Origin of the sequence: Gracilibacillus lacisalsi DSM 19029 (genome assembly GCF_000377765.1) — a bacterium.
Taxonomy (GTDB): Bacteria; Bacillota; Bacilli; order Bacillales; family Amphibacillaceae; genus Gracilibacillus; species Gracilibacillus lacisalsi.
On record NZ_KB898679.1, the window covers coordinates 1 to 26,921 of the forward strand.

A 26,921-nucleotide genomic window follows, 5' to 3' on the forward strand; every position below is an offset into this window, starting at 1 on the left:
AATCCCTAAGTAGTACATGTAAACACCACCCGTGTGATAGATTAATCAGAAAAGAGGAATCCTCCGCATCTTTATAGCTATCCATCCTCGTTCGATATTCGACAACGTCTGTGTCATCCAGCTGATACGAATCATTCTATAAAGAAGGAGGCATCAGACTTTCCGACGAAGACTAAGCTTCAAGGGAAGTAACGATACCTCCATCTGATTACCCCCATTATACAATTTCATGGGGATACCTTAAAATTAAGGTTGCCTATATCATACGAGGGAAGTGGGCAGCCGGAGTGGCGGTTAATGCTGTTCAAGTATTTCATAATGGAAGCTAGAGAAATGGTAAATCTTTAGCTTTTAGGACTGAGCGTTTGTTACTCAGTTTTTCTTATGCTAATTCGGCAATTACGTGTGCTAAAAGTGTTGTTCTTGGAACAAATGATTCTAATTCTAAATATTCACTTTCTCGATGGGCTCGTCCCCCGATTGGTCCTAGTCCATCAACAGTTGGTATACCTAAAGCTGATGTGAACGAAGCATCAGATCCACCACCTGTTTCTGTATCTTTAATAAAAATATCTAGTTCGTCCCCGACTCGTTTAATAATCCGAAGTAGTTTTTCTGTTTGTTCCGTTTTTTCCATCGGGGGACGATTAATATCACCTTCGATTTTTACTTTTGTTCCATCTACTTCTGTATTAGCCATAATTGCAGCAATTTGTTCTTTAATTTCTTCAGCTTGTTCTTGTGTTCGAAAGCGCACATCTATCTGTGCTGTTGCATGATCGGAAACAGTATTTACAGAGGTTCCGCCTTCTATTAATCCGACATTGACATGAATCCCTTCTTCTTCATCGGTAATATCGTATAATTGAATTATTTTATACGCTAACTCTTCGATAGCGCTTCTCCCCTTTTCCGGTTCAATACCAGAATGAGCTGCTTTTCCGATCACTTCTAATTTATAAAGCCCTTTTCCTCTTCTTGCCGAGACGATTGCTCCGTTTTTTCGAGCAGGTTCCATTACTAAAGCAAATTTTTTATTTTGCGCATGTTTCTCGATTAATGCTCTGGAGGTTGGTGATCCGATTTCTTCATCACTAGTAAGTAATATTTCCACCTGTTCGACAGCCGCTTTCTTATGTTTTAGTAATGCCTTCATCGCATAATATACAGAAACAAGGCTTGCTTTCATATCGATTACTCCAGGTCCGTATGCTCGATTCCCATTGATATGAAATGGTCTTTCCCTAGCTGTTCCCTTTTCAAAAACGGTATCCATGTGTGTAAGGATTAATATTGTTGGTTTTGAAGGATCCACATTCTTTTTTCGAATAATTAAATGATTGCCTGCTTCTTCTTGTTTCACTTCTTCCACTTCAAAATCAATTTGTTGATATAATTGTTTCATGACTGCCCCTACTTTATCGACACCAGCTTTATCATAAGAGCCACTATCGATATTGACTAACTGTTCTAACATGTTCAGCATATGCTCTTGTTGGTCTTTTAAATAACTTTTCATCTCATTCCCTAACTTTCTATATATTGATTATGAAAATCATACTATAACTTTGTCGATTTTGCTATACTATTCATGGCTACTAATATTTTAGAATGGAGCGTATTTTATGAAAATATTTGTTGATGCAGATGCTTGTCCTGTTACTGAAATCATTATAGACGAGGCTAGGCGTTTTCTAATAGATGTGGTACTAGTAAAAAGTTACAGCCATTTTTCGTTACAAGATACACCTAAACATGTAACAGTAAAATATGTAGATGACGGAGCTGATGCAGTTGACTACCGCATTGTACAAATGGTTCAGCGTAATGATCTCGTCATTACACAGGACTATGGGCTTGCAGCACTTTGTTTAGAGAAAGGTTGCTATTGTTTGCATCATGTTGGTTTTACTTATTCAAAAGATAAAATAAACCAAATGTTACAAGAGCGACATGTAAATGCTAAAGCTAGAAAAGCTGGTATACGAACGAAAGGCCCAAAGAAATTTACTGATGAACAAAAAAATAGCTTCCGCATGAAGTTACGAAAGCTATTGGAGCTACATTAATCTTTTTCCTCTTCTTCAATGATTTCAGCAATTCGGCTAATTTGCCAACGTTTTGCTGTTTCATCATTGATTTCATATACTTTACCTGCTCGCAGTAATTCCTTGTTATAAGTGGATTGCACGAGCATTTTTACCTTTTTTGCCATTAGTCTTCCTCACCTTCTGTTATATAAGCACTTAGCCAACGAGTACAAGCTTGTTTCCAATCTACTGTATTAGGATGTTCATCAGCAAGACCCAAACCATGTCTGCCGTCTTGATAAATATGTAACTCATAAGGGATTTGATAGCGTTGCAATACCTCTGCATATTTTAAGCTATTTACTGATAACACCGATTGATCATTTGCGGTAGACCAGATAAATGCGGGCGGAGTATTTTCATGTACAATTTTCTCACATGAATACTGATCAATCAATTGTTGATCTGGATTTTCACCGAGTAAATTTGTTTTTCTACCTTCATGTGTAAATTCGTCCATGGTAATCACTGGATAACATAGGATTTGGAAATCAGGTCTTGATGTATAACCTTTTGATTCTAAGTAACGATTACTTATTATCGCTGCAAGGTGACCACCGGCAGAAAAACCTAATACCCCTACTTTATGTTGATCATTCAATCCCCAATCAGTTCTTTTGATTTTCATCGTTTGTATAGCCTGTTGTGCCTGTTCAATCGTTTCTTGTTGTGAAATCGGTGCAACTTGGTATCTTAATATACATGCATGAAATCCATTTTGATTTAACCACTTTGCGACAGGTTCCCCTTCATGATAAGCACGATGACCATATCCCCCTCCTGGTATAACTAAGATGATCGGTGCTGTCTGATCATCTTCGATTAAGTACGGTGTAATACTTGGAACATCTTGATGTAAAAATTCCTCTTCCCATTTTACGTTGTCTTTCTCGATTATTTGCAATGAACCAACCACCTTCCATAAATTATTTTTTCAAAAATAGGTGTATATCCCATCCCAAATTGTATTTCGTGCATAGGCTACTATCAAGTGATGAAAGTTTACAGAAGGAAGGGGAATGCTTAATGCATCATCACCACTATCAAATGGCACCTCAACATTTTCGCCATCCACAACAGCCACACGGGCAAGAAAGATTTTTCGGACCAATCGGACCATTAGGAGCAGGTTTACTAGGTTTTGGGTTAGGATATTTAGGAGGCGAACTTCTTGACGGTCCACCGGGGCCATATCCATACCCGCCACATCCACCTTACTACAATTATCCTCCATATGGAACTCCATTTCCACCAGGACCATATGGACCAGGCTCGCCGTATTTTGGACCTTTTTAAAAATTGACTTTCAACATTGTAAAACAGAGAACATGAATAACTAAATTTATAAGGCAGAGCAGGATGATCCAAGGAGCATGATGAATGCTTCCTTGGATATTCGTTTCTATTCCTTGGGTTCATACTTTTGCCAAGGTCAAGAGCTCTTCCATCTTATAACAAAGAGATCAGTTTCTGACTGATCTCTTAAAGTGTTTAGTGTATACCTTTAGGAATTGCATTGTTAATCGTTTATGCTTTTAGAACAAGTGCATACTTAAATAACGTTCACCTGTGTCTGGAGCAATGCAGACAACTTTTTTACCTGCTCCAAGTTTTTTTGCTACTTGGATAGCAGCAAAAACTGCTGCGCCTGCTGAAGGACCAACAAAAATTCCTTCTTCAGATGCTAGCCGTTTGAATGTGTTTACTGCGTCTTCATCTGCGATTTGAATAATTTCATCATAAATAGAAGTGTTTAAAATATCAGGAACAAAACCAGGGCTTGTGCCAACTAACTTGTGTTTACCAGGTTTACCACCAGATAGTACAGGCGATCCTTTAGGCTCGACAACAGCAATATGCAAATCGGGCAATTCTTCCCTTAATGCTTCACCAGTACCTGTAATAGTTCCACCAGTTCCGGCTGTTGCAACAAATCCATCTAAGTCATAGTTTGTTTGTTCTAGAATTTCAAGAGCTGTTGTTTTTCGATGAATATCTGGATTTGCCTTATTTTCAAACTGTTGTGGCATAAAGCTTTCGGGAATTTCTTCAACTAATTCTTTTGCCTTTTTAATGGCACCAGGCATTTTTTCTGCACTCGGTGTCAAAACCACTTTAGCACCATATGCTTTTAAAATATTGATACGTTCCTGCGTCATATTATCTGGCATCACCAAGATGGCTTGATAACCTTTAGCAGCGCAAGTCTGTGCCAATCCGATACCTGTATTTCCACTTGTTGGTTCAATAATAGTAGAACCTTCTTTCAACATTCCCGCCTTTTCCGCTTCGATAATCATGTTATAAGCAGCTCGGTCCTTCACGCTTTTTGAAGGATTAAACATTTCTAATTTCACATAAATATCTGCAGCACCTTCAGGTACAAGACGATTTAATTTAACTAAAGGAGTGTTTCCAATTACCTCCGTCATATTTTGATAAACATTCATCTGCCTACCCCTTCCTACAACATCTTCTCCTATCATAGCAAGGAATCCTCGACAAATACAAGCATCATACTTGAATCGTAACAATGGGGTTTGTTCTTTTTCCTCCCTTTTCTGAATTCAGATGCACCTTAAAGCACTTTATCATCAACAGCATCATGCGAAACAATCTGTATATATTTACAAATCATCTACAACAATATAAGCAGCTCGAATTGGTCCGTGGACACCAACTACTAAATTCATTTCAATGTCAGCACTGTTACTTGGACCGGTAATAAAATTAATACAGGAGGCAATATCTTCTCCTTTTTCGAGTTGAGCGTGAATATAGTCAGTTGCCTGGGTCATTCTTTTTACGATGGAAGTCTTCGGAATAATAGCTATATAATTGGCTGGTAACAAGCTAACAGATCGCCCTTGTCCTTTATCATTCAACAGAACTACTGTACCCGATTCTGCTAAAGTAATGTCACTAAACGTAATCCCAACCTCAGCTCTTTCTGCTATTTTAATGGAATTTTCTCGATCATTACGGTCCCACTTAAAAGCATTTAAACCTTGTAAGTATTCCTCCATGTTAGCATTATCAAATCTCGGATCATCTGAATAAACAATCGATTCAGATTCGTATTCCTCCATTACTTCTGTTATGGTTCCAGTTAATTCCGCTACTGTTGTTTGATAAAAATCTGTGTGAATCTCTTTACACTGTTCTCTTAACACACTAATTAATTGGTCTTGATCATATCCTTCTAACACTTTTTTTTGTGGTGACACAGACCAGCTAGGTTTTTTTACCGGTTTATCGGCAGCAATGCCACCTATCTTGTCGCGAACATTTGTTAAAAAGGAATCACGGTTGATAATATTACCTTTAGGCATTTTTTTCACCTCGTTTTTGGCGATCTTCAAACCAATCACGAAAACGTTCATTGGCAGGCTGAGGGAAATCTCTCGCGTGTGTCCAATGTTTTAATGGTCCAGGACCTTTCGTGATCAACTGATTTTTAGCAAATGGTGTCGTTAAAAATGGTGCCATTTTCGTTGCAGTCCGATAGAGATTTGCTGAATTGACTAGTTGTTCGAAACCTCGCATCACAACGCGTTCTGACAATGTTGTTTTTTTCTCATCTTCGACAATTTTTCTCCGATGCATAATTAATTGTTCGTGAAGTGGAATTTTCACCGGACAAACTTCTGTACACGCTCCACATAAGGACGAGGCATAAGGTAATTCTTTGTACTCATCATAGTCTGATAGTAAAGGAGAAAGCACCGCACCAATTGGTCCAGGATAAATCGATCCATATGCATGCCCTCCAACATGACGATATACAGGACAGACATTGATACATGCTGCACAACGAATACAATGCAATGCTTCCTGAAATTCCGTACCTAAGATTTTTGATCTTCCGTTATCCACAATAACTAAATGAAATTCTTCGGGACCATCAGCTTCTTCTAGTTGTTTAGGACCTGTTAATGCAGTAATATAACTGGTTAATTTCTGACCAACGGCTGCTCTCGTTAACAAGCTAACAACAATATCAAGCTCTTCCCAGCCTGGAACAATTCTTTCCATTCCCATAACGGTAATCTGTGTTTTCGGTAGTGCTGATACCATGCGAGCATTACCTTCATTCGTAACCAAAGCAAATGAACCAGATTCTGCAACGGCAAAATTACATCCGGTAATTCCTAAGTCAGCTGAAAGAAATTCTTCCCGTAATTTTTCACGGGCAAACAACGCTAGTTCTTCCGGTTTTTCTGATTTCAAGTAAGCTAATTTCTCTTGAAAGACATCACGGATCTGTTCTTTATTTTTATGAAGTGCTGGCGCCACAATATGAGATGGAGGATCATGGTCATCCAGTTGCAAAATATATTCACCCAAATCTGTTTCAATTACTTCACAACCGATATCCTCGAGAGCTTCATTCATGGAAATTTCTTCTGTTACCATCGATTTTGATTTAGCAATTTTCTTTGCTTTTTTTTCTGTCGCTACTTTTTGAATATATTCGTTCGCTTCTGCTCCCGTTTCGGCAAAAAAGACATGCCCGCCTAGCTCAGCGACTTTTTCACTTAATTGATGTAAATAATAATCTAAATGTTCAATCGTGTGACTGCGGATTTCTGAACCAAGTGTCCGCCATTCTTCCCAATCACCTAATTCATCTGCTGCAGTTGCTCGTTTGTCTTGCAACCTTCCTTGTGCAGACCGTACAGCTCCACGCATAAAGTCATCTTCTAATCCTTTTGTCACCCTTTTTTTAAAGTCTTTCTCTCCAATGTGCATCGGCATTACAGATCACCTCTGCTATTTAAAATTTCCGCGATATGCTTTACCTCAACAGAACTTCCATTCCTAGACAAACGACCACCGATGTTCATGAGACAGCTACCATCTGCTCCTAGTAAAAGGTTCGCTTTCGTTTCTTCTATATGTTCCACTTTCTCATCGACCATCTGTTCTGAAATATCACTCATCTTGACCGAAAATGTTCCACCGAATCCACAACAATCGTGGCGATTTGGTAAATCAATCAGCTGTAGTCCTTTTACATTCTCCAGTAATTTAAATGGTGCTTCTGTTACACCTAATAACCTTGTCATATGGCATGACGTATGATAAGTAGCAACTCCCTCATAGTTAGCTCCTACATCCTCTATACCCAGCACATCGACAATAAACTGTGTTAACTCATATGTTTTATCTTTCAGTTTTCTCGCTCGTTTCTGCCATTCGGAACCTTCTTCAAATAAATGTACATACTCATGGATCATATAAACACAAGAACCCGAAATACCTACTACATATTCGGCATCTTCAAAAGTTTCCACTAAATGCTTTGCCACCTCTAATGTTTCCTTATGATAACCACTGTTATAGGCAGGTTGGCCACAACATGTTTGCGCTTTCGGAAAATCGACTTTACAGCCGAGATGTTCCAACAATTCGACTGCTGCTTTCCCTGCATTCACATAAAACATATCTCCTAAACATGTAACAAAAAATGATACTTTCATGTTTTTACTCCCCTTTTAGGAATATCGCCATTGCTCTTTCTATCATTCTATCATGGTTTCTCCATATAGTAGAATGGATAAACCCTCAAAACGAGAGTTTATCCATGTTCTATCATTATCTAGTAAATGCTGCTGCTACCCCACCATCAACAGTTACCATACAACCTGTTGTTTTTGCTGCCTTGGATGAAGCAAGAAAAGCAACAGATTCAGCAATATCCTCTGGTAAAATATTAACGTTTAAGATCGTACGTTTACGGTAATGTTCTTCTAAATCGTCTGTACCGATACCATAAGAAGACGCACGTTCCTTCTTCCAAGAGGAATCCCAAATCTTAGATCCTCTAATAACAGCATCTGGTAAGACAGAGTTAACGCGAATACCTAATGCTCCACCATCAGCAGCAACTGTGCGAGCTAAATGCACTTCCGCCGCTTTTGCTGTACTGTATGCCGCAGCATTTTTGCCAGCATAAATCGAGTTTTTCGAGCCAATAAATACCATGTTACCACCAATTCCTTGGTCTTTCATTAATTTGAACACTTCACGTGCGACAAGGAAATACCCTGTTACTAAAACGTTAATATTTAAGTTCCATTGATCCATCGTTGTTTCTTCGAAAGGACTAGAGCTTGCTAAACCTGCATTATTAACTAAGATATCAATCCCGCCATACATACGTACAGATGCTGCTATCGCTGCTTGAACTTCTTCTTCTTTTGTAACGTCCATTTTCACCGCAAAAGCACGATTCCAACCATATTTATCGTTGATTTCTTTTGCTAGATTCTCAGCACCTTCTAAGTTGATATCTGCAATAACCACATGGGCGCCATCTTCAATTAAACGATATGTTGTTGCAGTACCAATACCACCAGCACCTCCTGTTACAAAGGCAACTTGACGTGAAAATTCTGTTTCTGGTGGTGCAAGGCTTAGTTTATAGAGCTCTAATGGCCAGTATTCAATTAAGTATGATTCTTCTTCATTAAGTGATACAAAGTTCCCAAGAACTGTTGCCCCACTCATAACTGCAATTGCACGGTGATAAAGTTGTTCACTAATGTTTGCCGCTTTCCAGTCTTTCCCTGTGTTGATCATACCCAGACCTGGAATTAAAATAATACGAGGTGCCGTTTCCATGATTTCGTCGCCTTCATTCTTATTCCGTTCAAAGTACGCGACATATTCCTCTTTATAGGCTTTAATGCCTTTTACAATTTTTTCTTTTAATAAATCGATATCACCTGATTGTGGATCCCAATCAATATATAATGGTACTCGTTTAGTATGAACAAGGTGATCTGGACAGGCTGCTCCCACCTGAGATAATTGTTCTGCATTTACACTATTCACAAATGCTAAGACATTGTCATCATCATTATAGGTTGCTAACATTTGCTTATCATTGCTAACTTGTCCGCGCACAAGAGGCATTACTTCTGCGAGAAGATTTTCACGTTCTTCTTTTACTACTGACTGATATTTTTCACCACCAAATAATGTCTGACCTTGTGCTTTTTGGTTAATATAACTTTCTGCTTCGTTTATGATTTCAATTGTTTTATTGTAACTTTCCTTAGACGTTTCTCCCCATGTTACCAGACCATGTTTCTCCATAATCACTAATTCTGCTTTCGGATTATCTTTGACACCTTCTGCAATCATTTTAGACAGCTTGAAACCGGGACGAATATACGGTACCCATACAAAACGGTCTCCATAAATTTCTTCTGCTATCTCTTTTCCATTATCTGCACAAGCAATACTAATGATTGCATCTGGATGTGTATGATCTACCTGTTTAAACGGTAGAAAAGCATGTAATAATGTTTCAATAGATGAACGTGGATGCTTGGAATCTATCATACAATGTGATAAATATTCTACCATTTCCTCATCAGACATATCATCACGTTCAAGGAGTGGGCGGATATCATCCATTTTGAGTCCGGTAAAATTATGAGCTTTCATCGTTGCCAGGTCAGAGCCGCTTCCTTTTACCCACATTACTTCAATGTCATCGCCTTTGAAATCTTTTTCCATCGTCTTAGATGATGTGTTTCCCCCACCGATGTTAACAACTGCACGATCTGAACCTAATAGATTGGAACGGTAAACTAATGATTCTAACCCGTCACCTTGTGCAACCTGACTGTCATTCCATTTGTTTTGTACCACTGCATTTCCTCCTCAACATTTTTGTTTTGTTTTATTTGTTTGGTTCTGCTTTGATTATACTACAAAACAAAAATAAATCAACACAAACAAAGATTAATTATCCGCTATTTCGTTTGGATAATACTTTATTCTCGTAATCTTTTACTTCCTCGAGCCATTTTTCTTGGGCGGGTACTTCCATCTGTTCACAATAATAATCCCAAATAGCACCGAATGGATATGTTTTAAATTCTTCTAATAGTGCTAATCGATCTGTGAAATTGCCTTCTTCTTGTAATTGTTTTAAATGATCGTTAGGTAATAGTAATGCGTATAGTAATGACTTGATCATATTTCTTGTACCAATTGTCCATGCAGCGACACGATTAATACTGGCATCAAAGAAGTCCAGTCCAATCATGACCTTATCTAGTGCGTCATTACGAACAATTTCAAGCCCGATTTCGCGGAGTTCATCATCCAATATAATGACATGGTCACTATCCCAACGAACTGGTCGTGAGACGTGCAGGGCTAACCTTTCACTAAATAAAAGCATGGCAGATATTTTATTAGAAACCACTTCTGTTGGGTGGTAGTGACCACTGTCTAGTAAACAAAGCTTGTTGTTTTTAAGGGCATATCCCATGTAAAATTCATGTGAGCCAACAACATATGCTTCAGATCCGATACCAAACAACTTACTTTCTACTGCATCAATATTTAGCGATTCATCAACATCCGCCGCAAATATTTCATCTAATGATTCTTTTAGACGCTTACGTGGTGTCAGTCGATCACTTGGAATATCTTTATACCCATCCGGGATCCAAATGTTCGTTAATGCTGGTTGACCTAATTCTTTACCAAAATATTCACCGATTTTACGTGATCTGATACAATGTTCGATCCAGAAATCTCGAATCTCTTTGTCAGGATGTGCAAGTGTTAAACCATCTGCTGCTTTTGGATGGGAAAACAGGGTAGGGTTAAAATCAAGTCCTAAATCGTTTTCTTTTGCCCATTTCACCCAATTTTCAAAATGCTTTGGTTCTAATTCGTTACGATCTACCTTTTGTCCATCTGTTTCTGCATAAATCGCATGTAAATTAATTTTATGTTTTCCTGGAATCAATGATAATGCTTTTTCCAAATCACTTCTCAATTCTTCTGGAGTGGTTGCTTTGCCAGGATAATCACCAGTTACATCAATTCCACCTGACAATTCTTGCTGTTCTACTTCAAATCCGCCAATGTCATCGCCTTGCCAGCAATGAATTGAAATCGGAACATTTTTTAACCTTTCAAAAGCTTCTTCTACTGATATTCCCCATTTTTCATACTGCTTTTTCGCTGTTTGAAAATTCTCTTTTACACTCATGCCTTTTCACCTCTTATTTGAAATTTTTTAATATTAAACGATTGATTAATGATTTGCTTTGACTGTTCCATGGAATCGATTTGACCAGTGGCCATCATTTGAGCTAATAAATTTCCAATCGCTGTAGCCTCGCCCGGTCCAGTGTAGATCGTTTTCTTACTCACTGCCGCTAGTTTTTCATTCATATAGTGATTCTTACTGCCACCACCTATGATATGGATGGAGTCATACGTTTTCCCTGTTAACGCTTCAATTTCTTTTGCTGTATGATGATAGCTTTCTACTAAGCTATCAAAAATACACTTTGCAAATTCACCCGCTGTTTCAGGGACTTGTTGATTAGTCTCCTGACAATACTGTTGAATCGCTTGTTTCATACTTGGTGGACTTAAAAAATGTTGATCATTGACATCTACTTTTGCTGTGAATGATGATGCCTGATAAGCGAGTTCTACAAACTCAGCAAAGCTATATTGATCATTCCATTCGCGCTTAACCTCTTGGATCATCCAAAGTCCCATGATATTTTTTAAGAAGCGGATATTTTTATGAACGCCACCTTCATTAGTGAAATTATAATCAAACGCTTGTGATGTACTGATTGGTTCATGATGTTCAACTCCCATTAAAGACCATGTGCCTGAGCTAATGTAAATCGTATCTTGAGCCGGTACTGCCATGACTGCAGAGGCTGTATCATGTGTGCCAGGTAAGACAACTTCTAGATTAAAGCCAATCTCTTCTTGTACGTCTTTTGTTAAGGAACCAATTGATTGTATAGGATGACTAGGTTCAGAAAATATATGTGCAGAGATGTTTAATTTTCTTAGGAAATCTTGATGCCATGTTTGATTCGTAGTTTTTAACAGTTGGGTTGTCGTAGCATTGGTGTATTCATTTGTTATTTTGCCGGTAAGTAGATAATGTAGATAGTCAGGAATCATCAAAAAGTATTCTGCTTTTGCTAATATGTCCGGTTTTTCTTTTTGTAAGGCGAATAGCTGGTAAATTGTATTAAATGGTTGAAATTGTATGCCGGTTTCGTGGTAGATGTCTTTTTGATCGATAAGTTGAAAAACCTCCTCCATTACCCCATCTGTCCGGTGATCACGATAAGCAACTGCGTCAGTGATTCTGTTTTTGTCCTGATCTAGTAACACAAAGTCGACTGCCCACGTGTCAATACCAATGGTTAAAGGATGATAATGTTGTTCGACACTCTTTTTTAAACCGGTCTTGATTTCTTGAAATAGTCCGTCAATATCCCAACACAAGTGGCCGTTTTTCTCTTCCATCTCATTTTCAAACCGATGGATTTCATCTAATACTAGTTTGTTATGTTGAAGATAGCCTGCAATCACACGTCCACTCGAAGCTCCAATGTCAACGGCTAAATTACATTTTTGCAAGTGAATCACCCCTTATTTGTAAGCGATTTATAAATCTATCATAAAGGAATTACTCTAAATAATATATATCGAAAATTACAAATTTATTGTCCTTTTTTGCGAATAAGAAAAAATTTAACTACGTAAAAAACCCTATGAGTTAGATGAATTCAAACATCTATCTCATAGGGGCTTTGTTGTTCTCATTTTATTATTTTAATGCATATGCTTGTTTACGTACTTGCCATAATCAGGGACGGCAATTTGGTCAAATTCTTTTACTAGTTTTGCTAAGCCATTCGTTAATACCTCACCGGTCATCGGTAATCCATGACCGGTTACCGCAATCTTAGGATTCAATTGATTTAATTTATCTACTGATCGTTTCGCAGCTTTCCAATCCGTTGTCAAATATCGTGGTGGTCCACTTATTTCCTGTTGTTGTGTAAGTACTTTATAAAGATCTTCCTGTTTAACGGTCACAAATGCATCTCCTACTAATAAAGTTCCGTCTTCTTCTCTAAACAGAGAAACATGTCCTGGGGTGTGTCCGGGAGTATGGATCCATTTAAAGCTGTCCATATGCGGAATAGTTCCTTCAACTGGCAGCATTTCAATATGGTCACCTAAATCAATCGGTTCATTGGGAAACATGGGCGACATTTTTGCTATCATCCCTCCTTCAACAGTAGCATCTGGTTCTGGGTATGCTTTTTTCCCTGTTAAGAAAGGTAATTCTTGCTCATGCGCATATACAGGGATATCCCAATGCTTAACTAGTTCCACAACAGCTCCAACATGGTCAAAGTGGCCATGCGTCAGTATGATAGCTTTCGGTCTGCTATCAGGCCCGAAACGTTCTTCTGTAACCGAAATAATCTCACTTGCAGAATCCGGCATCCCTGCATCTACTAAAACAAAGTCATTTGATTCTGGATTTCCAACCAACATAATATTGACAATTTGAATCGTGTGACAAAGTACATCTGGTAATACTTGTGTGCTTATCCCACTTCCTATGGACGTTGCAGGAATATGATGATAATCACTTCCGTAATTCATTTCTTGATCCATATTTCTATCCTCCTAAATGAATAGTTGATTTCATTTTATTGTTCCATTGATTCACAAACATATTTATACAACTATGAAAAGATCCATCTACTGTGTAAAAAATCAGGCATAAATCGACCAATTGTAAGTTTAAAATGATACATATTGCGAAGTAATGAAAGGTGAAAAGTGAGTTTCTCTCCCATTCTGATTAATAATGAGTGCCTACGCTACATTTAGTGTTCTGAATTAGGGATTGGAAATAATTTCCTAGAATATATACGCTTACTTCCCTCTCTTTTTTCCAGAACACTATTCGAAGCTGCGGAAAAATGCGACACTCCTGGGGGAACAGCACGAGCCGAAGATCCACTTTGCAAAGTGCTTTTCTTTGCAAAGTTAGCTCAAGATCGCCCCCGGAAAGGGAGTATTTTTCCGCAGCGACGATTATCCACTCATCAAAATTCTGTAGGGAAGAGAGCACTTGCTTATGTTATTTTGCAGTTTATAGATTCTGTCACTTTTATTGCTTGTTATGAAAAAATGCAGTTAATCTTCTTTGATTAACTGCATTTTATAAGCTTTAGGCGTCATTCCGTATTTCTTTTTAAATAGGCGATAGAAATAGCTAATATTCTCATAACCCACTTCTTCTGCAATGGATTGCATTGGTAAATCACTATACACTAATAAGTTCTTGGCTACTAACAGGCGTTTTTGCTGAACCAAATCTTTAAAATTTTGATTAGTTAATGATTTGATCTCTTTACTTACCCAGTAAACCGTTTGATTAAAACGATTTGCTAATGATTGTAAATTAGCTTCTTGATAGTGTTCTTCGATATAGCGAAATACTTCTGTTAAGAAGGCGTGCTGTTCGGATTGAATAGTACTTCGATTTGTTTGATTTTGTTGTTCAATCAACTCAATGATAAGTAATCCCATTAAAAATTTAATTTTCGACTTCGATAAGATTGATTCTTCCATCATTTCTTTTAATAATTGCTGCATAATATCTTGAATTCGACCTGAATTAGAGACTGGATAATATAAATACTCACCTTTTTGGCTAAAATCAAAAATACTATTCATGAGAAAGTAAAGCATTTGACTCTGGACAAATCCAGTAGATAAGTTAGATAGAATATAATCAAAAAAGGCTGGGTGAATAATAAAGTTGATTACAATATCATTTTCTTCACATGCAGCCAACTCATGTTCGATATGTTGATTTAGTAGCAGGATATCACCTTGCTTTAAAGTGATTGGCAGATCAGCTACCTTTTGATGAAATTGACCATGGAAGACATAATTCATTTCAATATAATCATGAGAGTGTCTGGGAAAATTAATATATCTGGGGTGTTTACGAATCATGATCAGGTCGTCTTTTAGAAACTTTTCACTTTGGATAACGAAATCCGATGTAAGATCTGTATATATTTTTTTATTAACTGCTTGATTTCCCTTTAATATCGCAAGCTCTTCTTCTGTTTCTTTCATGAGTTCCTCGTATAAGAACGTATCCAAGCGCTCCTGCCCCCTTTAAACCAAAATAGGGACAATCCAGTCCCCCATAACTCATAGTCATATATACATGGATTTAAGAAAAAAGGAAGCGCGGCTAAGTCGCTTCCTTTTGTCAAATTAATAATTGGAAAAGTTGTTCATCTTTGTTAATTTCGATGTAAGTAAAGCCTTTTTTCTCCATGCGAGAGATGATTTGATGATAATCTTCAGCATGTTGGAGTTCAATCCCTACTAGAACAGGTCCCTTGTCACGGTTGTTCTTTTTCGTATATTCAAAGCGGGTGATGTCATCATCCTTGCCTAAGACCTCATCCATGAATTCGCGTAATGCGCCGGCACGTTGAGGGAAATTCACAATAAAATAATGCTTAAATCCTTCATAGATTAAAGAACGTTCTTTAAATTCCTGCATGCGATCGATATCATTATTTCCACCACTTACGATACATACGACATTTTTTCCTTTAATCTCATCACGATAGTAATCAAGTGCAGATACAGGTAACGCCCCTGCTGGTTCAGCTACGATTGCATTTTCATTATATAAATCTAATAACGTTGTACATAGCTTACCCTCTGGAACAACTGCGATATCATCAATAAAATCTTTGGCAATGTCAAACGAAATATCTCCAACACGTTTTACACTGGCACCATCTACAAATTTATCGATTTTATCTAATTTGACCACTTCATCTTTTGCTAGTGCTGCTTTCATGGAGGCTGCGCCTTCTGGTTCAACACCGATAATTTTTGTATCTGGACTAATACTACTTATGTAAGACCCGACACCAGAAATTAGTCCACCACCACCTACAGCCATAAAGACGTGGGATATTGGCTCTTCCATGCTGTCCAATATTTCCAAACCGATGGTACCTTGTCCTGTAATGGTTCTCGTATCATTAAACGGATGGATAAATGATGCATTATGTTCGTTACAATATTCCATTGCTTGATCAAAAGAATCATCAAATGTGTCACCTATTAAACGGATTTCTACAAACGGACCACCGAAAAATTCAACACGGTTAACTTTTTGACGAGGTGTTGTACTAGGCATAAAAATCACACCTTTTACACCCAACGCTTTACAGGAATAAGCAACACCTTGTGCATGATTCCCAGCACTAGCACAAACCACTCCATTTTCTAATTCTTCTTTTGACAAACCTTGCATCAAATTGTATGCCCCGCGAATTTTAAATGAACGGACAACTTGTAAGTCTTCTCTCTTGAGATAAACATTACAATCATATTTATCAGATAAAATGGTGTCGCGTTGCAGCGGTGTTTTAACGACTACATCTTTTAGTACTTGATTTGCAATTATGATATCTCTCACTTGAATTGGATTGACTTTTGTACTCATGATTAGAACCCTTCCTACTTCGATTGTTAGATTTATACTAACATAAAGAAGCGGAATAGAAAATATTTTTATTCGTTTATTTTTCTTGTTTTAACAGACTAAAATGGCTACATCCGTGTTTTGTACTGTGATTGACTGAGTTACTTGCTTACCCTGTAAACAATCCTGATAGACTGTTCCCTCTTCTAAAGCAACCGTCACAGGGTCATTATTATGGTTAAGAATAAACAAGAATGTCTTATCATTTGCTACTCGCTCTACGATTTCTACATTTTTTGGTGCCTCTAACGGTGCCCTGACTTCTAATTGCTGTAAGATTCCGCTTATTAATTGATCAAGGTACTCATCTGATGGATTGGTGCCAACATAAATCGAGCTTCCTTGTCCATATCGATGAATCGTAACTGCAGGCTTGTCCTGATACCAATTTTCTTTATACGTAGCTATTGCTTTAGCTTCTTCCAGTTTAATGATATCGGCCCAAGTGTCGACAGTAAATTTCTCTCCATTCGCAACGATTGTATTTATTTCATCATCTGCCATTGGAGCAAATTCTTCCACTGTTAATCCTAACAGTGATCGTAATGGTGCAGGATAACCTCCTAAATGGATATGGTCTTGTTCATCTACAATACCACTGAAAAAGCTAACTATTAATGTTCCGCCGTTTTTCACAAATTGCTCGAAATTGTTTTCCTCACCGTCACGAATCATATATAACATTGGTGCCACTACGAATTGGTAATCCGCTAAGTTTCCATTTGGTTCTACAAAATCAACCGCAATATTCTTTTCATAGAATGAGCGGTAATATTGGTAGACTTGATCTAAATAAGATAAACGGTTATGTGGTTTTCCTTCATGCTCCACAGCCCACCAATTTTCCCAATCAAAAACAATCGCAACTTTTGCCGTACCTCGCGCTCCTGCCAGTCCATTCAATTGTTTTAATTCATTCCCTAATTGTTTTACCTCTTGATAAACACGGCTATTCGGATCATTGGAATGGGGAACCATGGCACCATGGAACTTTTCTGCTCCGGCTTTTCCTTGACGCCATTGGAAATACATGACACCATCTCCACCACGTGCTACAGTTGAATAACTCCACAACCTCATTTCCCCAGGTTTTTTGGTCAGATTTATATCACGCCAGTTTACATGAGATGTTACCTGCTCCATTAAGTAAAACGGTTGGCCATTTTTTAGACTGCGCATTAAATCATGGTGCATCGCATGTCGATAAGGTTTTCCTTCTCTCGGATCTGGATAAGAATCCCATGTCACTAAATCCATTTCTTTAGCCCACCCAAAATAATTTAACGGCTTGAATTCATACATAAAGTTAGTAAATACCGGTATATCCGGAGTAATCTCTCGTAATACCTCTTTCTCTATTTTATATAAATCAAAAATAGCATCATTCATAAAGCGTTTATAATCTAATTTTTGACTAGGGTTATAAAAAGTAGGCAAATTAACCGGAAATTGAATTTCATCCCACTCATTATAGCGCTGGCTCCAGAAATTCGTTCCCCATTTTTGATTTAAGTTCTCTATTGTCTGATAACGATTTTTTAACCATTCGCGAAATGCTGATAAGCTTTCATCACTATAACACTCTGCTAAGTGACAGCCATATTCATTGTTGATATGCCACATTTTTAATGCAGGATGGTTTTTATATCTGTTGGCCATTTCCTTAACCAATTGTTTAACTGCATAACGAAACCGCTTACTATTAGGTGAATAATGTTGGCGAGAACCAATTTGATAAGGTACTCCATTTTCTTGTACGGCTAACACCTCTGGATATTCTTTTGACAGCCAAGCTGGTGGTGAGGCTGTTGCTGTTGCTAAAGAGACACCAACTCCGTGCTCGTGTAAAATATCTAACACTCTATCTAACCAACTAAAATCAAACTTACCTTCTTCTCTTTCCAGCACGGACCAGCTAAATATGGCTACAGAAACAAGGTTTACCCCAGCCTCTTGCATTAACTTAGCATCTTCTAACCAAACATTTTCATCCCATTGCTCCGGATTGTAATCTCCACCAAATGCAATACTAGGCATCACTTCATCTATACGTTTAACCATATTCAACACTCCTTCAGTTATTCTCATTATGTATCAACTAATACGTACATCTTATAAGAAAACGTTATCATAATCAACCAATATTAATTGGCTACTTTTTCATATGCCAAAACAAAATGCTAATTTTTCCATAAACTATTTCTATCCTAAGAAGGAAGATGGTGAGTACTTTGATTAAACAACAAAACAGGCTATTTGCGTCTTGGGAACAAGCAATTGGAACAGTATTATCTGCAATAGGAAATACACCTTCCATTGCGCTTACTTCGGAAGTTAAAGAGAATCTGGATTTAATAGGAAATGTAATGCAAGCAACAGGCAATGCACTCCAGGTCAAACAATTTTCTTTAAAAGAGTTAAAAAGTTTAGGAAACGAGATTCAAGCGATAGGAAATGCAACAGAGGTTGCTTCATTGCATTTGCCAGTAGCCGTTAAAAGAAAACAGCTATTAAATATACAGGGAGATATCCTTCAGGCGCTAGGAGGCAGTATTAATTTTGCTGAGGAATCGCACAAAGAGCTTACAATGGAAGTGATATACAGTGCATTTGGTAATTTACTACAAGTAATTGGTAACAGTTTGCAAGCTCTTTCTACTCAAAATACAACAAAAGCAGAAGAATTAAATGCTATCGGGAATTGGATTCAAGCCACTGGTGCTATTATGACTAAGGTTGCGGAAACAATTCAATAGTTCAAGACTTTTATCATGTTCACAGGGAACCTAATGAAACGTATCAGGAATTTATCAGAGTGATATATTATTTAGGGTTTATCCTGAGAATCGTCCCCGCTGGATCTGATATCCAAAATCCCGCAGAATGTTCATGGATCTCTACTTCATCGCGTCTCGGTACCTTCTCCTTATTAAATAATTGTGAGGTGTCATCTAGCCGACTTGACTTAAGTTCCAACCATACATCATGTTGTGCATAATTTTTCATACAATCAAGCCATAGGGTGGAACCACCAAATTCAAAAGCAACTGAATTTGCTTCTGTACCTTTAAGCGGAAGACCCAGAATATCTTTGTAAAATGCTACCGTTTCTTCAAATTTATATTTTGGAATTTTAATAGCTATATTATTTCCCCCTTCAATTTTCATGATTAACCTCCTCAAATAAATCTAGTTTATTTCCGTACAGATCTTCAAAAACAACCCCTATACCTCCTGGTATTTTCACAGGCTCACCTTGAAATTTTACACCATTGGCTTTTAAATGTTGATAGGTGTTATGAATACCATTCACCTTAAACATAAGTAAAATTTGATCTGCAGCTTGTCTACCTACAAGTTGTTTTTCCTCGGCAGTAACCGCTTCTACCAACTCTATAACGATTTCACTATTTGCTCGTGGCGCAACTGTCAAATAACTCCAATCATCCGTGAATTGTGTTTCATTTCGAATGATGAAACCTAACTTTTCCGTGTAAAAAGTCTTTGCCTCTTCTTTATTTTGAACAAAAAGAGTGATTTGGCATGTACTATCAATCATAGAAAACTCCCTTTCTCATTCTAAGCTAATTCTATTTATAGCACAGAGTGATCCAGTCGATTTCTTATTTTTTGCTTACTTAATCTAATTCTATAACGCCATAATGAAATAATGCGTTTTTCCGTTTATATTGTGTAAAACCATGGTATCGAAAGCGTTCACTCTTCCAATGATCTTTCAAGACTACACGACTTCTAGCAACTCTTTTTGCTTCTTCCAACACTAAATTCGTAAGGTCGTCTTCCAAAGCCTTTGCCCTTATTAGATTTAATCCATTCGAAGCATCAATCGTTTCATGAAACATCGGGTCAAAATATACGACATCAAAAGCATTAGGTTTTTGCTGTTGTAAATATTCCAGATGTTGAACATGCTTCACCTCAATTCTCCTCATGGCTATATTAAACCTTTCATTAGTGCTGATAAAATGCTGTAACCCTTCATTTACCATGATATAAATGGCTTTACTTCCTTCTAATCCGGTTACTAAACCATCAGAACCTACCGCCAAACTAGCTATGATACTATCTGATGCCAACCCTAATGTACAATCTAATACAGACATACCCTTTTCCAATTTTGCTGTTTTCACAAATGGATCTTCATCTTTACGTAGCAGCCGTTTTGCTCGTACCATTGCCAAATTCGGATGAAAAAAAAGATTCATTTGCTCGTCTAAAGGAGAAAGAGACAATTTATCTTTTCCAACAACCATGACATCTTCTTTATAATCGTCTTTTAATCGTTGAATCGAACGTCCATTTCGTTCTATATAGGGAATTTGATATTTAGTAGATAATTGTTGTGCACTTTGAATTAGTTTAGGTGCTGCGCGCCCTGCAGTAGTTAAAATCATCTGATACTTCCTATTCTACTTGTGTTTTTTTTATTATACTATAACTAATTTTAAAGCATAATAAAACGGCGTTATTCCTATTTTAAAATTTTTAAACTTTGTTCATTCGATTGACAAAGTAAGTTTTGGTTGATACAATCAAGCTTGTTAAAAATTACATCAGGAGGTGCAAGAGAGCAGAACACTCTCAACATTTTATGAAAGCGAATTATGTTTATATAACTTTAATTACTTTAGTTGCTACATTAGGTGGTCTCTTATTTGGATATGACACGGCTGTTATATCTGGAGCAGAAGGAGCTTTGGAAGCGTTTTTTATTGATGAATTAAATTTGAGCTCTTTTATCCATGGCGCAACCGTATCCAGTGCATTAATCGGCTGTATCATTGGTGGTTTAATCTCTGGTTTATTAGCGACAAATATAGGACGTAAAAAGTCTCTGATTGTTGCTGCAATTCTATTTCTAGTTTCAGCACTAGGTTCAGCGTTTCCTGAGTTTATATTTTACGAGCAAGGAGAAGCTTCGATTGCACTTTTAGCAACATTCAACCTTTATAGAATCATTGGTGGTATTGGTGTAGGTCTTGCATCTGCTGTTTCGCCAATGTATATTGGTGAAATTGCACCACCATCTATTCGTGGACGTTTAGTTTCATTAAACCAATTTGCCATTATTTTTGGAATGTTAGTTGTGTATTTTGTGAATTGGGGAATAGCAAGAGGTCAATCACTAGAATGGATCAACGACATCGGTTGGCGTTATATGTTCTTATCTGAAGCGATTCCAGCCACTTTGTTCTTACTATCCTTATTTGCTGTTCCGGAAACACCACGTTACCTTGTTTCCCAAGGTAAAAATGAAAGCGCAATGGATATTCTGAACAAACTGTATGATCAGACAGCAGCAAAAGCTACGTTATTTGAAATCAAAAACTCCTTTGACGTGAAAAAAGCAAAACTTTTCACATATGGTAAGGCAATCATTGTAATCGGTGTCTTACTATCTGTTTTCCAACAGTTTGTTGGGATTAATGTAGCCCTTTACTACGCTCCAAGAATCTTTGAAAGCATGGGAGCAGCAAGAGATGCGGCGATGCTACAAACGATTACGATGGGATTAGTGAATGTAATCTTTACTGTCATTGCGATTTTAACAGTGGATAAATTCGGACGTAAACCTCTACTTATCATTGGTTCACTAGGTATGACTGTTGGTATGTTCGGTGTAGCTGGATTAGCCTTTTCTAATATAATTGGAATCGCTACACTTGTATTTATCATTATCTATACTGCTTCCTTCATGATGTCTTGGGGACCTGTTGTTTGGGTATTAATCTCTGAAATTTTCCCTAATAAAATCCGTGGACAAGCAGTAGCAATAGCGGTAGCTGCACAATGGGCTGCAAACTACTTCATCTCCTCTACTTATCCAGCAATGATGGAGTTTAGTGGCGGTATGACATATGGCTTTTACGGTTTGATGAGTTTAATTTCTGCTATTTTCATATGGAAGTTCGTACCTGAAACAAAGGGACGTACCTTGGAAGAGTTGGAAAGAGTTTTATTTAAGAAATAGTTCTATACGGTAGAGAGTTAGTTTCAATTGAATGGACCTCACCTAATACTTAATGAGTATCAGGTGAGGTCCATTTTTTTCAGTACTTTTTATAATGTGATACTATAATCAGTAGGGTTTTCTGGGCGTTATCGTGATAAAAACAAAGCGCTCAATATTCCCCTATTTAAGAGCGATATGTATTTCTATTTCACCACTGGGTAGATACTTTTCAAAATCAACAGTATAATCACGTTCAAGCTCACCTGATTCCTCTAATCCCCATATCTTTTGCCATGTTTTTAAGATCCCTTCTTCTTCTGATGAAGCTACTTTAAAAACTTTATAGTTCGATTGATCTGGTATCACTATGCTTCCATTTTCAGCATCTTCAATTCCTACACCTATCGAATAATCGCCTTTAAAGTCACTTTCATAGTCAAAATATACACCATACACGGTATCGCTTTTTCCTTCTAAACTTTGATAAGCTTCCTTCCACATACTTTGGATTTTTTCCATCATTTGATCATCATTGAAATTATTAGTTCGAATACTAGTAAGTAAATTAATTTTCATACCCTTTCACCCAGCCTTTAAAAAGTGTTTAATATTATAACGTTAGAAACCGTAAATAAGTTTCGACAAATCTTATTAGTATTATAAGAAAATACTGAGCAAAACCCGCTCGAAGCTACACAATTCCCACAGGAGTGGAAATTGGCAGCCTTTGCTAAGTACTGCTCTATACAATATAGGTTAGAGCTAAAAACTTGCATTATTGTCCCATAAAAGTGCTAAAATATAGCATTAAAATCTCTAAAAGATGTGATACCAATGTTTATATAGTTTCCTAGAAAATAAAAAGGTGCCAGTCATTATTTAATGTCTGACACCTCTGTATTTTTCTCTATTAAAATGCATTTTGTAGATTTGGAACAACTTGTTTCTTACGTGATACGACACCTTTTAATGTAGCTGTTTTGTTTTCAAGTGTTACACCAAATGCTTCTGCTACTTTTTCTTCTGCTTCACCTACTGCAAGTACTACAGAATCATTATTCAAGATGTCGGTGATGACGAAAACGAATAGCTTTAAATCTTTGTCCGCTACTGTTTTTTCAATTGCTGGTTCTATTTTATCGCGTAGCGCTAGTACATCATTTACTTCAACCGTATTTACTTGCGCAATTTCCACTTTGTTTCCATTCATATCGAATTCTTTTGCGTCCATGGAAATTAATTCTTCAGCAGATTTATCACTTAAATCAGCACCAGCTTTTAGCATTTCAAGACCATACTTTTCAGCATCTACACCAGCGATTTCAGCCAATTCTTTCGCTGCTTCTATATCTTGATCTGTACATGTTGGTGATTTGAATAAAAGTGAATCAGAAATAATTGCTGAAAGCATTAATCCAGCTGTTTCTTTTTTCAGTTCTACACCATGTTCTTTGTATAATTTGTTAAGAATAGTCGCTGTACACCCAACAGGTTCTGCACGGTAATATACAGGATCTTTTGTTTCAAAGTTTGCGATACGGTGATGATCAATAACTTCCAACACTTGTACGCGATCGATATCATCAGCACTTTGTTGACGTTCATTATGATCCACTAAAATCACCTGATCAACTTCATCTGATACATTTTCAACCATGCGTGGTGCAGTTTGTTTGAAATAATCCAATGCATATTGTGTTTCATTGTTCACTTCACCTAAACGAGCTGCTTCTACATCTTCCCCTAGCGCTTGTTTAAGCTCTGCATATGCAATTGCTGAACAGATCGTGTCTGTATCCGGGTTTTTGTGTCCAAATATTAATGTGTTTGCCATGATTCATACTCCTTTATTTACCAAATGTTTATCTCCAACTCTATTATACAGGAATTGTGACGAAAGAAAAATAGTTTACTTCATTTGTCCGTTACCATATAATAAATATTTCGTAGATGTTAATGCTTCTAAGCCCATAGGACCGCGAGCATGTAATTTCTGTGTACTAATACCAATTTCTGCACCAAATCCAAACTCAAATCCATCGGTAAACCTTGTTGATGCATTATGATAAACAGCTGCTGCGTCTACCTCATTCATAAACCTTACAACATGCTCATCGTTTTCAGTAATAATCGATTCGGAATGATTGGTGCCATATTGATTAATATGATCAATCGCTTCTTGCACCGAGTCTACAACCTTGATTGCGACGATATGATCTAAATATTCTGTTTCATAGTCTTCTTCTGTTGCCTTGATAATATGATTACCTTTAGACACTGTGATACTATCACCATGTATTTCGACATTGGCATCCTGTAACGCTTGAATTAGTGCCGCTAAATGACTTTCAGCCCAGTTACGCTCTACTAAAATAGTTTCGATCGCATTACATACGGAAGGTCGTTGTGTTTTCGCATTAATCGCAATCTCAATGGCCATGTCCTTGTTTGCTGATTCATCGATTAACAAATGACAATTACCTGCACCTGTTTCTAATACCGGCACTGATGCATTTGCAACAACCGTATCTATTAATTTTTTTCCTCCACGAGGAATTAAAACATCTAAATATTCATTCAGTTTGAACATTTGTGATGCTGTCTCACGACTCGTATCTTCGACAAGCTGTACAGCGTCTTCTGGTAGGTCAGATTGTTTCAATGCGTCATGAATCACTTTGACTAAAGCAGTGTTGGAATAAATCGCTGATGAGCTTCCTCTAAGTAATACAGCATTTCCAGTTTTTAAACAAAGACTTGCAGCATCAATGGTTACATTTGGTCTTGCTTCATAAATCATTCCGACAACACCAATTGGTACACGTGCCTTTTGGATTCTTAAGCCATTTGGTCGAGTCCATTCTTCCATAATCTCACCAATTGGATCCTTTAAATCGGTTAACTGGATTAAGGCATCTGCCATATCCTTAATTCGCTCTTCATTTAAAATAAGACGATCAATTAACGATTCATGTAAGCCATTATTACGACCAGCAACGATATCACGGTTATTTTCCGCCATGATATAATCCTTTTGTTTTTTTAGTTCATTAGCTAACAATTTTAGAGCCTGATTCTTTTGCTCAGTAGATTTAGTAGCTAAAGCAGTTGTTGTAGCATTTGTTAGTTTAGCTTTCTGAATTAAATCACTCATAATTATAAGCCTCCTCTATTGATAAAACGAGTCGATCACGATGAATGACTTCAGGACGATTACTTGCAGATTGTTCCATCGCAATTTGACTCGATTCCCCCTTGAATTTAATTAATTCATCAGATGAATAATTGACTTGCCCTTTTGCGATAACATGATCTTCAAAAACTAAATCGACAACAGCTCCAACCGGAAAATCTCCGTCTACCCATTTTATCCCTGCAGGAAGCAAACTTTTTCCTTGATAAAGAATGGCATCACTTGCCCCTTTATCAACGTGTAGCTTCCCTGAAACATTAGAATGAAAAGCAATCCATTGTTTCTGTTTGCGGTAATTATTCGTTAAATCTTCACCAATATACGTACCATCACCTTGGTTTTGCATAATGCGGATTAATTTATCTTCGCCATCACCGGTACCTACAAATACTTTGACACCAAGTGAAAGAGCGGTTTTGGCTGCTAGAAGTTTGGATTTCATCCCTCCAGTTCCGAATTTAGATCCCGATTCATGCTTCGTTTGCTGTAAAATTTCTGCTGATAATTTCTTAAGACGATGATATTTTTTAGCTGTTGGATCTGTTTTTGGATTTTTGTCATATAGACCATTAATATCAGTTAACATGACTAAGAAGTCTGCATGAACAAGTCCACTTACTAATGCGGATAACATGTCGTTATCACCAAACGTTAATTCATCAATTGCTACGGTGTCATTCTCATTAATAATCGGGATTACATCTCGTTTCAATAATTCCGTCAATGTCGAATAAACATTACTATATTGTCTCTCATTACTGAATACGTCTTTCGTTAGTAATAGCTGAGCAGTAACCATGTTATATGTTCGAAACTCATCAGTATAGGCTTGAACCAGCAAACCTTGACCAACTGCCGCTGCTGCTTGCTTTCCTGCTATAGTAACAGGTCTTGTCGGGTAACCTAAATCGAAGAAGCCAGCAGACACGGCACCAGACGATATTAATATTACTTCGTAGTTTTGCTTTTTTAGTTTTGCAATCGCTGCGGTATGTTCTTTTAATTTAATGAGATCAAGACCACCATTTTTGTTCGTTAATGAACTGCTCCCGATCTTCACTACAATACGCTGCTTTGCCATAAGTTTTCACGCCTTCACTTATTAAAGTGTTAGAATATCTTTTCACTTTACCTAACACCTTAAAATATTGTCTAAGTCTAGAACTAAAAAAGCCCTTTTCATCCTTCATATCGTAAAGGACGAAAAGAGCCATTTCCGCGGTACCACCTTTGGTTGAACAATTGAGTAATATGTTC

At 37.3% G+C, this 26,921-nt stretch carries 25 protein-coding genes and 1 other annotated feature (1 of these 26 running past the window's edge); of the genes, 4 read left to right on the forward strand and 21 right to left on the reverse strand.

From position 1 onward, the window contains the following. Positions 1-382: 382 nt before the first annotated feature. Positions 383-1,519 carry a M20 family metallopeptidase gene (locus D569_RS0118700; RefSeq protein ID WP_018933962.1) on the reverse strand — a complete coding sequence of 379 codons (1,137 nt, stop codon included), beginning with the start codon at positions 1,517-1,519 and terminating at the stop codon, positions 383-385. Between the two features lie 106 nt (positions 1,520-1,625). Between D569_RS0118700 and D569_RS0118705 the strand changes: the two genes are divergently transcribed. After that, positions 1,626-2,069, forward strand: coding sequence for a YaiI/YqxD family protein (locus D569_RS0118705; protein ID WP_018933963.1), 444 nt, complete (start codon positions 1,626-1,628; stop codon positions 2,067-2,069). Here D569_RS0118705 and D569_RS24660 read toward each other — a convergent pair. Next, positions 2,066-2,215 (reverse strand): hypothetical protein, encoded by a 150-nt coding sequence (locus D569_RS24660; RefSeq protein ID WP_018933964.1) that lies wholly within the window; start codon positions 2,213-2,215, stop codon positions 2,066-2,068. The genes D569_RS0118705 and D569_RS24660 overlap by 4 nt on opposite strands. Then, the gene (locus D569_RS0118715) at positions 2,215-2,994 is read right to left on the reverse strand and encodes an alpha/beta hydrolase (RefSeq protein WP_018933965.1); all 780 of its coding nucleotides are present in this window, start codon (positions 2,992-2,994) and stop codon (positions 2,215-2,217) included. The genes D569_RS24660 and D569_RS0118715 overlap by 1 nt, the downstream gene beginning before the upstream one ends. Positions 2,995-3,116: 122 nt before the next feature. Between D569_RS0118715 and D569_RS0118720 the strand changes: the two genes are divergently transcribed. Next, positions 3,117-3,386 (forward strand): hypothetical protein, encoded by a 270-nt coding sequence (locus D569_RS0118720; RefSeq protein ID WP_018933966.1) that lies wholly within the window; start codon positions 3,117-3,119, stop codon positions 3,384-3,386. Between the two features lie 239 nt (positions 3,387-3,625). Here D569_RS0118720 and cysK read toward each other — a convergent pair whose 3' ends face one another. From cysK to D569_RS0118780, 11 genes are all read right to left on the reverse strand, one after another. Continuing rightward, positions 3,626-4,540, reverse strand: coding sequence for a cysteine synthase A (cysK, locus tag D569_RS0118725; RefSeq protein WP_018933967.1), 915 nt, complete (start codon positions 4,538-4,540; stop codon positions 3,626-3,628). Between the two features lie 177 nt (positions 4,541-4,717). Beyond that, on the reverse strand, positions 4,718-5,422 hold the full coding sequence (locus tag D569_RS0118730) for a LutC/YkgG family protein (protein ID WP_018933968.1): 705 nt from the start codon (positions 5,420-5,422) through the stop codon (positions 4,718-4,720). Further along, positions 5,415-6,848 carry a LutB/LldF family L-lactate oxidation iron-sulfur protein gene (locus tag D569_RS0118735; protein ID WP_018933969.1) on the reverse strand — a complete coding sequence of 478 codons (1,434 nt, stop codon included), beginning with the start codon at positions 6,846-6,848 and terminating at the stop codon, positions 5,415-5,417. Before D569_RS0118735 ends, D569_RS0118730 begins: the two co-directional genes overlap by 8 nt. Further along, on the reverse strand, positions 6,848-7,573 hold the full coding sequence (locus tag D569_RS0118740) for a (Fe-S)-binding protein (RefSeq protein WP_018933970.1): 726 nt from the start codon (positions 7,571-7,573) through the stop codon (positions 6,848-6,850). Before D569_RS0118740 ends, D569_RS0118735 begins: the two co-directional genes overlap by 1 nt. Positions 7,574-7,688: 115 nt before the next feature. Next, the gene (locus tag D569_RS0118745; protein ID WP_018933971.1) at positions 7,689-9,755 is read right to left on the reverse strand and encodes a bifunctional rhamnulose-1-phosphate aldolase/short-chain dehydrogenase; all 2,067 of its coding nucleotides are present in this window, start codon (positions 9,753-9,755) and stop codon (positions 7,689-7,691) included. A 97-nt stretch (positions 9,756-9,852) separates the two neighbouring features. Further along, on the reverse strand, positions 9,853-11,115 hold the full coding sequence (rhaA, locus tag D569_RS0118750) for an L-rhamnose isomerase (protein ID WP_018933972.1): 1,263 nt from the start codon (positions 11,113-11,115) through the stop codon (positions 9,853-9,855). Beyond that, the gene (gene rhaB, locus D569_RS0118755; protein WP_018933973.1) at positions 11,112-12,524 is read right to left on the reverse strand and encodes a rhamnulokinase; all 1,413 of its coding nucleotides are present in this window, start codon (positions 12,522-12,524) and stop codon (positions 11,112-11,114) included. The genes rhaA and rhaB overlap by 4 nt, the downstream gene beginning before the upstream one ends. Positions 12,525-12,719: 195 nt before the next feature. Then, positions 12,720-13,577, reverse strand: a complete 858-nt coding sequence (locus D569_RS0118760; protein ID WP_018933974.1) for an MBL fold metallo-hydrolase — start codon at positions 13,575-13,577, stop codon at positions 12,720-12,722. A 528-nt stretch (positions 13,578-14,105) separates the two neighbouring features. Next, positions 14,106-15,086 carry an AraC family transcriptional regulator gene (locus D569_RS0118770; protein WP_018933975.1) on the reverse strand — a complete coding sequence of 327 codons (981 nt, stop codon included), beginning with the start codon at positions 15,084-15,086 and terminating at the stop codon, positions 14,106-14,108. A 112-nt stretch (positions 15,087-15,198) separates the two neighbouring features. Further along, the gene (ilvA, locus tag D569_RS0118775; protein WP_018933976.1) at positions 15,199-16,458 is read right to left on the reverse strand and encodes a threonine ammonia-lyase IlvA; all 1,260 of its coding nucleotides are present in this window, start codon (positions 16,456-16,458) and stop codon (positions 15,199-15,201) included. 90 nt (positions 16,459-16,548) lie between these two features. Beyond that, entirely contained in the window at positions 16,549-18,558 is a 2,010-nt protein-coding gene (locus tag D569_RS0118780) for a beta-galactosidase (protein ID WP_018933977.1), read from the reverse strand. 170 nt (positions 18,559-18,728) lie between these two features. Between D569_RS0118780 and D569_RS23170 the strand changes: the two genes are divergently transcribed. Next, entirely contained in the window at positions 18,729-19,253 is a 525-nt protein-coding gene (locus tag D569_RS23170; RefSeq protein WP_156823008.1) for a DUF6944 family repetitive protein, read from the forward strand. 67 nt (positions 19,254-19,320) lie between these two features. Here the strand turns inward: D569_RS23170 and D569_RS0118790 are convergent, their stop codons facing one another. From D569_RS0118790 to D569_RS0118800, 3 genes are all read right to left on the reverse strand, one after another. Further along, positions 19,321-19,665 carry a VOC family protein gene (locus D569_RS0118790; RefSeq protein ID WP_018933979.1) on the reverse strand — a complete coding sequence of 115 codons (345 nt, stop codon included), beginning with the start codon at positions 19,663-19,665 and terminating at the stop codon, positions 19,321-19,323. Then, complete coding sequence (locus D569_RS0118795; RefSeq protein ID WP_018933980.1) at positions 19,655-20,056, reverse strand: VOC family protein; 402 nt, start codon at positions 20,054-20,056, stop codon at positions 19,655-19,657. The genes D569_RS0118790 and D569_RS0118795 overlap by 11 nt, the downstream gene beginning before the upstream one ends. 79 nt (positions 20,057-20,135) lie before the next feature. Then, positions 20,136-20,912 (reverse strand): class I SAM-dependent methyltransferase, encoded by a 777-nt coding sequence (locus tag D569_RS0118800; RefSeq protein WP_018933981.1) that lies wholly within the window; start codon positions 20,910-20,912, stop codon positions 20,136-20,138. 197 nt (positions 20,913-21,109) lie between these two features. On the opposite strand from D569_RS0118800, the gene xylE reads away from it, so the two are divergent. Beyond that, positions 21,110-22,489 carry a D-xylose transporter XylE gene (gene xylE / locus D569_RS0118805; protein ID WP_018933982.1) on the forward strand — a complete coding sequence of 460 codons (1,380 nt, stop codon included), beginning with the start codon at positions 21,110-21,112 and terminating at the stop codon, positions 22,487-22,489. A gap of 162 nt (positions 22,490-22,651) precedes the next feature. Here the strand turns inward: xylE and D569_RS0118810 are convergent, their stop codons facing one another. The 4 genes from D569_RS0118810 to proB form a co-directional block, all read right to left on the reverse strand. After that, positions 22,652-23,047 (reverse strand): GyrI-like domain-containing protein, encoded by a 396-nt coding sequence (locus tag D569_RS0118810; protein ID WP_018933983.1) that lies wholly within the window; start codon positions 23,045-23,047, stop codon positions 22,652-22,654. A gap of 334 nt (positions 23,048-23,381) precedes the next feature. Beyond that, on the reverse strand, positions 23,382-24,305 hold the full coding sequence (locus tag D569_RS0118815) for a manganese-dependent inorganic pyrophosphatase (protein ID WP_018933984.1): 924 nt from the start codon (positions 24,303-24,305) through the stop codon (positions 23,382-23,384). Between the two features lie 75 nt (positions 24,306-24,380). Beyond that, positions 24,381-25,625 (reverse strand): glutamate-5-semialdehyde dehydrogenase, encoded by a 1,245-nt coding sequence (locus D569_RS0118820; RefSeq protein ID WP_018933985.1) that lies wholly within the window; start codon positions 25,623-25,625, stop codon positions 24,381-24,383. Then, positions 25,618-26,745 carry a glutamate 5-kinase gene (gene proB / locus D569_RS0118825; protein WP_018933986.1) on the reverse strand — a complete coding sequence of 376 codons (1,128 nt, stop codon included), beginning with the start codon at positions 26,743-26,745 and terminating at the stop codon, positions 25,618-25,620. Before proB ends, D569_RS0118820 begins: the two co-directional genes overlap by 8 nt. Positions 26,746-26,857: 112 nt before the next feature. Then, positions 26,858-26,921: a binding site (T-box leader), on the reverse strand (it continues 155 nt past the right edge of the window).

Coding starts and splice junctions, on each gene's coding strand:
- D569_RS0118700 (WP_018933962.1), bottom strand. CDS start 1,519: ATGAAAAGTTATTTAAAAGACCAACAAGAGCATATGCTGAACATGTTA.
- D569_RS0118705 (WP_018933963.1), top strand. CDS start 1,626: ATGAAAATATTTGTTGATGCAGATGCTTGTCCTGTTACTGAAATCATT.
- D569_RS24660 (WP_018933964.1), bottom strand. CDS start 2,215: ATGGCAAAAAAGGTAAAAATGCTCGTGCAATCCACTTATAACAAGGAA.
- D569_RS0118720 (WP_018933966.1), top strand. CDS start 3,117: ATGCATCATCACCACTATCAAATGGCACCTCAACATTTTCGCCATCCA.
- cysK (WP_018933967.1), bottom strand. CDS start 4,540: ATGAATGTTTATCAAAATATGACGGAGGTAATTGGAAACACTCCTTTA.
- D569_RS0118730 (WP_018933968.1), bottom strand. CDS start 5,422: ATGCCTAAAGGTAATATTATCAACCGTGATTCCTTTTTAACAAATGTT.
- D569_RS0118735 (WP_018933969.1), bottom strand. CDS start 6,848: ATGCCGATGCACATTGGAGAGAAAGACTTTAAAAAAAGGGTGACAAAA.
- D569_RS0118740 (WP_018933970.1), bottom strand. CDS start 7,573: ATGAAAGTATCATTTTTTGTTACATGTTTAGGAGATATGTTTTATGTG.
- rhaA (WP_018933972.1), bottom strand. CDS start 11,115: ATGAGTGTAAAAGAGAATTTTCAAACAGCGAAAAAGCAGTATGAAAAA.
- D569_RS0118760 (WP_018933974.1), bottom strand. CDS start 13,577: ATGGATCAAGAAATGAATTACGGAAGTGATTATCATCATATTCCTGCA.
- ilvA (WP_018933976.1), bottom strand. CDS start 16,458: ATGAGTACAAAAGTCAATCCAATTCAAGTGAGAGATATCATAATTGCA.
- D569_RS0118780 (WP_018933977.1), bottom strand. CDS start 18,558: ATGGTTAAACGTATAGATGAAGTGATGCCTAGTATTGCATTTGGTGGA.
- D569_RS0118790 (WP_018933979.1), bottom strand. CDS start 19,665: ATGAAAATTGAAGGGGGAAATAATATAGCTATTAAAATTCCAAAATAT.
- D569_RS0118795 (WP_018933980.1), bottom strand. CDS start 20,056: ATGATTGATAGTACATGCCAAATCACTCTTTTTGTTCAAAATAAAGAA.
- D569_RS0118800 (WP_018933981.1), bottom strand. CDS start 20,912: ATGATTTTAACTACTGCAGGGCGCGCAGCACCTAAACTAATTCAAAGT.
- xylE (WP_018933982.1), top strand. CDS start 21,110: ATGAAAGCGAATTATGTTTATATAACTTTAATTACTTTAGTTGCTACA.
- D569_RS0118810 (WP_018933983.1), bottom strand. CDS start 23,047: ATGAAAATTAATTTACTTACTAGTATTCGAACTAATAATTTCAATGAT.
- D569_RS0118815 (WP_018933984.1), bottom strand. CDS start 24,305: ATGGCAAACACATTAATATTTGGACACAAAAACCCGGATACAGACACG.
- D569_RS0118820 (WP_018933985.1), bottom strand. CDS start 25,625: ATGAGTGATTTAATTCAGAAAGCTAAACTAACAAATGCTACAACAACT.
- proB (WP_018933986.1), bottom strand. CDS start 26,745: ATGGCAAAGCAGCGTATTGTAGTGAAGATCGGGAGCAGTTCATTAACG.